Below are 7,912 nucleotides of genomic sequence, written 5' to 3'. Positions count from 1 at the left end.
TGGCGCGCTGATCGAAAAGCGCGAAATCCCGATGTACTACTTCAAGATCACTGCTTACGCGGATGAGCTGCTGTCGAGCCTCGACGATCTGCCGGGCTGGCCTGAACAGGTCAAGACCATGCAGCGCAACTGGATCGGCAAGTCCCGGGGCATGGAAGTGCAGTTCCCGTACAACGTCGACTCCATCGGCGAAAGTGGCGTACTGAAAGTCTTCACCACCCGTCCGGACACCTTGATGGGCGCGACTTACGTTGCCGTGGCCGCCGAACACCACTTGGCCGCCCTGGCCGCGCAGAACAACCCTGAGCTGCAAGCGTTCATCGCTGAATGCAAAGGCGGCAGCGTTGCTGAAGCCGACGTCGCCACCCAAGAGAAAAAAGGCCTGCCGACCTCGCTGTTCGTTGAGCACCCGCTGACCGGTGAGAAACTCCCGGTGTGGGTCGCCAACTATGTGCTGATGCATTACGGCGACGGCGCAGTGATGGCGGTTCCGGCTCACGACGAACGTGATTTCGAGTTCGCCACCAAGTACAACCTGCCGATCAAATCGGTGGTGCGCACCAGCTCCGGCGACACTAACCCGTCGCCATGGCAAGACGCCTACGGCGAACACGGCACGCTGATCAACTCCGGCGAGTTCGACGGCCTCGACTTCGAAGGCGCTTTCGATGCCATGGAAGTCGCGCTGATCAAGAAAAACCTCGGTGCCTCGCGCACCCAGTTCCGTCTGCGCGACTGGGGCATCAGCCGCCAGCGCTACTGGGGCTGCCCGATCCCGATCATCCACTGCGACACCTGCGGTGATGTGCCGGTCCCGGAAGATCAACTGCCGGTCGTGCTGCCGGAAGACGTGGTGCCGGATGGTGCCGGTTCGCCATTGGCGCGCATGCCCGAGTTCTACGAGTGCACCTGCCCGAAATGCGGCCAGCCTGCCAAGCGTGAAACCGACACCATGGACACCTTCGTCGAGTCCTCGTGGTACTACGCCCGTTACGCCTCGCCGCACTATGCTGGCGGTCTGGTGGAAAAATCCGCGGCCGACCACTGGTTGCCGGTGGATCAGTACATCGGCGGCATCGAACACGCAATCCTTCACCTGCTGTATGCGCGCTTCTTCCACAAGCTGATGCGTGACGAAGGCCTGGTGAGCTCCAATGAGCCGTTCAAGAACCTGCTGACCCAAGGCATGGTGATCGCCGAGACTTACTATCGTCGTGAAGCCAACGGTGCCTACACCTGGTTCAACCCGGCGGACGTGGAACTCGAGCGCGACAGCAAGGCCAAGGTCATCAGCGCCAAGCTGATCGCCGACGGCCTGCCGGTGGAAATCGGCGGCACCGAGAAGATGGCCAAGTCGAAGAACAACGGCGTTGACCCGCAGTCGATGATTGACCAGTTCGGCGCAGACACCTGCCGCCTGTTCATGATGTTCGCCTCGCCACCCGACATGAGCGCGGAATGGTCCGACTCCGGCGTTGAAGGTTCGCACCGTTTCCTCAAGCGCGTCTGGCGTCTGGCCCAGGCCCACGTCACTCAGGGCCTGCCGGGCAAACTGGACGTCGCAAGCCTGAACGACGGGCAGAAAGCCATTCGCCGTTCGATCCACCAGGCCATCAAGCAGGCCAGCCACGACGTCGGCCAGAACCACAAATTCAACACCGCCATCGCCCAGGTGATGACGCTGATGAACGTACTGGAAAAAGCCCCACAAGGCACCGATCAGGATCGTGCACTGATTCACGAAGGCCTGGAAACCGTGGTCCTGCTGCTGGCGCCGATTACTCCGCACATCAGCCATGAACTGTGGAATCAACTGGGTCACGCTGACCCGGTGATCGACGCAGGCTGGCCGGTGCTGGACGAGAGCGCCCTGGTGCAGGACAGTCTGCAACTGGTCATCCAGGTCAACGGCAAACTGCGCGGCCATATTGAAATGCCGGCCAGCGCCACCCGCGAAGAAGTCGAAGCCGCCGCACGGGCGAACGAGAACGTGCTGCGCTTCGTCGATGGCCTGACTATTCGTAAAGTGATCGTAGTGCCCGGGAAACTGGTCAATATCGTCGCCAGCTAATTGGAACAGGCGCCAGGTAAGCCTGGCGCCGAGTCAAACCTTTCGGGCCGCACGGTCGGCCCACATGGTTTCAAGGGGAGCAACAAGATGATCAAACGCAATCTGCTGGTGATGGGCCTCGCAGTCCTGTTGAGCGCCTGCGGTTTCCAGCTGCGCGGTACTGGCACCACTGAACTGGCGATCAAGGAACTCGACGTGAGCGCGCGCAACGCCTATGGCGAAACCGTGACGCAATTGCGCCAGGTACTGCAAAGCAGTGGCGTCAAGGTCTACACCGGTGCGCCGTACAAGCTGATTCTGACGAATGAACAGGAAAGCCAGCGCATCCTCAGCTACGCCGGCGCCGGTCGCACGGGTGAATACCAGGTGACCACCGTGCTGAACTACGACATCCGTGGCGAGAACGGTTTGACCCTCAAAAGCGACAAGCTCGAAGTGGAGAAGATCTTCATCCACGACGGCAACAATCTGGTGGGCTCCGACCAGGAAGCTGCAACAGCCCGCGCAGAGACCCGTCGCGAACTGGTTCAACGCATGATTCTGCGTCTGCAACAGATCACGCCGACTCAGCTGGATCAGCTGCAACAGACCGCGAATGCCCGTGCCAAGGCTGAAGCCGATGCACTGAACGCGGCGCAGAAGGCTGAAGCGGAAACCCCGCGCCAGTCGCCTGTCGAAATCCCGCAGCAGTAAGACTTACGGGGCGCTCAGGCGCCCCGTTTGCCCTCTCTTATGAAACTCGCCCCCGCCCAACTCGCCAAACACCTGCAAGGTGCCCTCGCGCCGGTCTACATCATCAGTGGCGATGACCCACTGCTGTGTCAGGAAGCCGCCGACGCGATTCGTTCTGCTGCCCGCCAGCAAGGTTTTGATGAACGCCAGGTCTTCGCCGCCGACGCCAGCTTCGACTGGGGAACGCTGCTGCAGGCCGGTGCCAGCATGTCGCTGTTCGCTGAAAAGCGGCTTCTGGAACTGCGTTTGCCCTCCGGCAAACCCGGTGACAAAGGCGCCGCTGCGTTCATCGAATATTGCTCGCGCCCGGCCGAAGACACGGTGCTGCTGATCAGCCTGCCCAAGCTCGATGGCGCTGCGCAGAAGACCAAGTGGGGCAAGGCGCTGGTCGAAGGTGCGCAGACCCAGTTCGTGCAGATCTGGCCGGTGGATGCCAACCAGTTGCCGAGCTGGATCCGCCAGCGGTTGTCCCAGGCCGGGCTGTCCGCCAGCCAGGACGCCGTCGAACTGATCGCCGCGCGGGTCGAGGGCAACCTGTTGGCCGCCGCCCAGGAAATCGAAAAGCTCAAGCTGATGGCCGAAGGTGGCCAGATTACCGTCGAAACCGTGCAGGCGGCCGTAGCCGACAGTGCGCGTTTTGACGTGTTCGGCCTGACCGATGCGATTCTCAACGGCGAAGCCGCGCATGCCCTGCGCATGCTTGAAGGGCTGCGTGGCGAGGGCGTCGAACCACCGGTGATTCTCTGGGCCCTGGCCCGTGAGTTGCGTCTGTTGGCCAACCTGTCGCTGCAATACAGCCAGGGTGTGCCGCTGGACAAAGCCTTCAGCTCAGCCCGACCACCGGTCTGGGACAAACGCAAACCGCTGATGAGCAAAGCCCTGCAACGCTACTCGGCACAACGCTGGGCACAGTTGCTGCTGGAAGCGCAGCGCATTGATGCGCAGATCAAGGGCCAGGCGGCGGGTTCGCCGTGGATGAGCTTGAGTCGGTTGTCGTTGTTGATGGCTGGGCAGAGATTGTCGTTGCCGGCGGAGTAAGGCTTGCGATGGCATAACGGCCATTCGCGGGCAAGCCTCGCTCCTACGGGTTATACGTGACGCAAACGGCGTGCGCATTCTGCTTGCCCGCGAAAGCATCCGAAAGGTCCTACGCAATGTGGGCTGGACAGAACCCCAACTTCAGCAGATTATTTCCCCCGCAAAACCCACCTACCTGTGAGAAATCATCATGAGCAAAAAGCCATCCAAGCATGGCCCCAACAAGGCCAAATCCATCATCGCCCAGCCACTGTTCCGCAGCCGTACGGAACGAGCCGGCAAGGGCAAAGGCAGCTACCGCCGCGAAGCCTTCCAGTCTAATAGCTGGGAGGCTTCTTACTTTCTGGCCGCTTAAAGCAGAACACCCCTTCTCCATGTTAAGGTCTGCACCTGATTCGTATTCCCTGGACCTGTGCATGCCCCTTTGTCTTTCCCGTCGTTGGCACCTTCGCCAATTGATTGCTGCCTCCAGCCTCATACTGCTTGTCGCCTGCGCGGAAAAACCGACCGCCGCCGACGCCCAACCGCTTCAAACCCTCCCCGTCGCAACTGCGCCTGCGGTAATCCCGCCTGTGGTGCCGACCGGTGAAAATCTCGACATCCAGCCAACCCAGACCTTCGCTGAATGGCAGGCCGGTTTCCGCAAGGACGCCCTGGCCGCCGGCATTCGCGCCGACCTTTTCGACCGTGCCTTCGCCAATGTCAGCTTCGATGACAGCGTGATCCGCGCCGACCGTAGCCAGCCAGAGTTTTCCCGCCCGGTGTGGGAATACCTAGACGGCGCCCTGTCACCGCTACGGGTGCGCAAAGGCCAGGCACTGGTCAGCCAGTACGCTGACATCCTGCAAAGCATCGAACAGCGCTACGGCGTCGATCGCCAGGCACTGGTCGCGGTGTGGGGCATGGAGAGTAACTTCGGGCAGTTCCAGGGCAGCAAGTCGGTGATCAACTCCCTGGCGACCCTGGCCTACGAAGGCCGGCGCCCGGGCTTTGCCCATGCGCAACTGATCGCCGCCCTGCAGATCCTGCAACAGGGCGATATCACGCCAGAGAAAATGCTCGGTTCCTGGGCCGGTGCCATGGGCCAGACCCAGTTCATCCCGACCACCTACAACACCCACGCCGTGGATTTTGATGGCGACGGTCGCCGCGATATCTGGGGCAGCCCTGCCGATGCCCTGGCCTCGACCGCGCACTACCTGCAAAGCTCCGGCTGGCAGAAAGGCCAGCCGTGGGGCTTCGAAGTGCAGTTGCCAGGGAGTTTCAACTACGTTCTGGCCGATGGCACGATTCGCAAGAGCGTCGCTGAATGGCAGCAACTGGGCGTCTCGCTGCCCAATGGTGCTCAGGTTCCGGCAGGCGCTGAACACCTGTCGGCCGCCCTGCTGCTGCCAGCCGGCTATCGTGGCCCGGCGTTCCTGGTCCTCGACAACTTCCGAGCGATCCTCAAGTACAACAACTCGTCGTCTTATGCGTTGGCGGTGAGCTTACTGTCCGAACGCTTCAACGGTGGGGGTCTGATCAACGGCTCCTGGCCAAAAGATGATTTGCCGCTGAGCCGTAGCGAGCGGATCGAGTTGCAGAACCTGTTGAGCGCTCAGAACTACGACGCGGGCACCGCCGACGGCATCATTGGCGCCAATACCCGCAAGGCGATTCGTAGCGCACAACAGTCGTTTGGCTGGCCGGCGGATGGGTATCCGACGCATAAGTTGCTGGAAGGCCTTCGTAACCGTTAAAAGCTTCGCGGGCAAGCCTCGCTCCTACAGGTGTGCGCGTCGTTTTTGCGGTCGCGTATTACCTGTGGGAGCGGGCTTGCTCGCGAAGACTGACTGTCAGGCGATAAACCTCTAAGCCTTGATCACAACATCCTGCTCCAACACCAACACCTTATTCCCCGCATCCAGCTTGACCAACGCCCCCATCGGCAGCGTCAGGTTCGGATCACAATGCCCGCTGCGCCACCCGGCCAGCACCGGAATCCGCAGCGGTTCGAAGGTTTGCTTGAGTAGCCGCGCCAGCGCAGCAGCGTCCACCCCTGCCACATCCCCCACCAGAACCCCGCGCAGCTTGCCCAGCGTGCCAGCCAGACGCAGATGGGTCAGTAACCGGTCAATGCGATACAACGGCTCATTGATGTCCTCGATAAACAGGATCACCCCTTCCGCATCGATTTCGTACGGCGTGCCCATGGTCGCGGCGATCATCGACAAGTTGCCCCCCAGCAAGCGCCCGTGAGCGACGCCAGGCTCAATGGTGTTTAACGGATAGGCCACCGGGTGCGACAACACGCTGCCCGCCTTCACCTGCCCGCGCAGCATGTTGAAGAACGATGACTCGGTGGGCCTCTGCTTGTCGCCCAGCAGGTCGGCGTTGAGCAGCGGACCATGAAAGGTCACGAAGCCTGCATAGCGACCGATGGCCAGATGCAGCGCCGTGATGTCGCTGTAGCCGATAAAGGGCTTGGCGTTGGCACGCAACAAGTCGAAGTCGATACGATCGAGTAAGCGCGGCGTGCCGTAGCCGCCACGCAGGCAAATGATCGCGGCCACTTCAGGGTCGGCGAATGCCCCGTGCAGGTCATTGAGGCGTACCTCGTCACTGCCGGCGAGGTAGCCGTCTTTCTCATAAACGCCGGGAAACACCCGTAGCGAATAACCTCGGGCGCGCATCCATTGCACGGCCTTGTCGGTGTCCAGCGGTGCGGGACCGGCAGGCGCAATCACGCCGATCACACCTTCCGACGGCAAGGCCGGCACGGGGGCGTAAGGAAAAAGGGTGTGGGTCGGTCGAACGGTCATCCATGAATCTCCCTGCATGAAATCTTCAGCACACAGTAGTCAGGAACGGGCATAAACAGAAGGGGGTCAATCGCGCCGCGCGTTGCGGGAAAAGACCGCCGTGGATGTGGGCAAGGCAAAAAAACGCCCGCAGGCCGTCAAGCCGTGCGGGCGTTTTGTCTTTCATCAGCTATTACAGGGCCGAGATCAGCTCGGCCTTGACCAGCTTCGCCTGCTCATCGGCATGGTACGACGAGCGCACCAATGGGCCGGAAGCGACGTTCTTGAAGCCCATCTTGTAGCCTTCCTCGGCGAACCAGGCGAACACGTCCGGGTGTACGAAACGCTGCACAGGCAAGTGACTGCGCGAAGGTTGCAGGTACTGGCCCAGAGTCAGCATGTCGATGTCGTGTTCGCGCATGCGCTTCATGACTTCGATGACTTCTTCGTCGGTTTCGCCCAGGCCCAGCATCAGGCCCGATTTGGTCGGAATGTGCGGCATCATCTGCTTGAAGCGTTGCAGCAGGGTCAGCGACCACTGGTAGTCCGAACCCGGACGCGCAGCCTTGTACAGGCGCGGCACGGTTTCCAGGTTGTGGTTGAACACATCTGGTGGCTCGGCAGCAGTGATTTCCAGCGCCACGTCCATACGGCCACGGTAATCCGGGACCAGGGTTTCGAGCTGCACATTCGGCGACAGCTTGCGGATCTCGCGGATGCAGTCGGCAAAGTGCTGGGCACCGCCGTCACGCAAGTCGTCGCGGTCAACAGAAGTGATTACCACGTACTTGAGCTTGAGGTCGGCGATGGCGATGGCCAGGCTTTCCGGCTCGTTGACGTCGAGTGGTTTCGGACGACCGTGGCCGACGTCGCAGAACGGGCAACGACGGGTGCAGATGTCGCCCATGATCATGAAGGTCGCGGTGCCGCCGGAGAAGCACTCGCCCAGGTTCGGGCAGGACGCTTCTTCGCAGACGCTGTGCAGCTTGTGTTTGCGCAGCAGGGCCTTGATGCGGTCGACTTCCGGGGAAACCGGGATGCGCACGCGGATCCAGTCAGGTTTCTTCGGCAGTTCGGTGGTCGGAATGATCTTTACCGGGATGCGTGCAACCTTCTCGGCGCCGCGCAGCTTGACGCCGGCTTCAACCTTCGCACGCGGGGCCGGACGCTCGGTAACATCCAGCGTCGGGATCATGGTTTGCACTGCATCAGTAGTCATATCAGTCGATTCCGCCCGTAAGGGTCGTCTGCTCAGCATAGTCGAGGTGTTTGACGAGCTGCGTGCGCAGCC

The 7,912-nt window shown here is 61.3% G+C and carries 7 protein-coding genes and 1 pseudogene; 5 read left to right on the top strand and 3 right to left on the bottom strand.

What is annotated here, in order from left to right; translation table 11 throughout:
• The 5 genes from leuS to ACIOYV_RS23890 form a co-directional block, all read left to right on the top strand.
• Positions 1-2,071 (top strand): leucine--tRNA ligase (gene leuS, locus ACIOYV_RS23910; RefSeq protein WP_401327569.1); only part of this gene is annotated, 2,071 nt, incomplete at its 5' end.
• A gap of 87 nt (positions 2,072-2,158) precedes the next feature.
• Positions 2,159-2,764, top strand: a complete 606-nt coding sequence (gene lptE, locus ACIOYV_RS23905; protein ID WP_401327567.1) for an LPS assembly lipoprotein LptE — start codon at positions 2,159-2,161, stop codon at positions 2,762-2,764.
• 39 nt (positions 2,765-2,803) lie between these two features.
• Complete coding sequence (gene holA, locus ACIOYV_RS23900) at positions 2,804-3,841, top strand: DNA polymerase III subunit delta (protein WP_054052438.1); 1,038 nt, start codon at positions 2,804-2,806, stop codon at positions 3,839-3,841.
• A gap of 190 nt (positions 3,842-4,031) precedes the next feature.
• Positions 4,032-4,196 carry an alternative ribosome rescue factor ArfA gene (gene arfA, locus ACIOYV_RS23895; RefSeq protein WP_054052436.1) on the top strand — a complete coding sequence of 55 codons (165 nt, stop codon included), beginning with the start codon at positions 4,032-4,034 and terminating at the stop codon, positions 4,194-4,196.
• A 61-nt stretch (positions 4,197-4,257) separates the two neighbouring features.
• Entirely contained in the window at positions 4,258-5,580 is a 1,323-nt protein-coding gene (locus ACIOYV_RS23890; RefSeq protein ID WP_401327564.1) for a lytic murein transglycosylase, read from the top strand.
• Positions 5,581-5,691: 111 nt separating this feature from the next.
• Here the strand turns inward: ACIOYV_RS23890 and ACIOYV_RS23885 are convergent, their stop codons facing one another.
• The 3 genes and pseudogenes from ACIOYV_RS23885 to ACIOYV_RS23875 all read right to left on the bottom strand — a co-directional run.
• Complete coding sequence (locus tag ACIOYV_RS23885; RefSeq protein ID WP_290024383.1) at positions 5,692-6,642, bottom strand: LD-carboxypeptidase; 951 nt, start codon at positions 6,640-6,642, stop codon at positions 5,692-5,694.
• 172 nt (positions 6,643-6,814) lie between these two features.
• Entirely contained in the window at positions 6,815-7,840 is a 1,026-nt protein-coding gene (gene lipA, locus ACIOYV_RS23880; RefSeq protein ID WP_054052430.1) for a lipoyl synthase, read from the bottom strand.
• A gap of 1 nt (position 7,841) precedes the next feature.
• Positions 7,842-7,912 (bottom strand): annotated as a pseudogene (locus tag ACIOYV_RS23875) (octanoyltransferase); the annotation flags it as partial.

The organism is Pseudomonas sp. NPDC087342 (assembly GCF_044744265.1).
Taxonomy (GTDB): domain Bacteria; phylum Pseudomonadota; class Gammaproteobacteria; order Pseudomonadales; family Pseudomonadaceae; genus Aquipseudomonas; species Aquipseudomonas nunensis.
Note: the sequence above shows the minus strand (reverse complement) of the source record. Positions and strands in the feature narration are given on the sequence as shown.

What these genes read in the sequence shown, in the direction of transcription:
- lptE (WP_401327567.1), top strand. Translation starts at nt 2,159, where the DNA reads ATGATCAAACGCAATCTGCTGGTGATGGGCCTCGCAGTCCTGTTGAGC.
- holA (WP_054052438.1), top strand. Translation starts at nt 2,804, where the DNA reads ATGAAACTCGCCCCCGCCCAACTCGCCAAACACCTGCAAGGTGCCCTC.
- arfA (WP_054052436.1), top strand. Translation starts at nt 4,032, where the DNA reads ATGAGCAAAAAGCCATCCAAGCATGGCCCCAACAAGGCCAAATCCATC.
- ACIOYV_RS23890 (WP_401327564.1), top strand. Translation starts at nt 4,258, where the DNA reads ATGCCCCTTTGTCTTTCCCGTCGTTGGCACCTTCGCCAATTGATTGCT.
- ACIOYV_RS23885 (WP_290024383.1), bottom strand. Translation starts at nt 6,642, where the DNA reads ATGACCGTTCGACCGACCCACACCCTTTTTCCTTACGCCCCCGTGCCG.
- lipA (WP_054052430.1), bottom strand. Translation starts at nt 7,840, where the DNA reads ATGACTACTGATGCAGTGCAAACCATGATCCCGACGCTGGATGTTACC.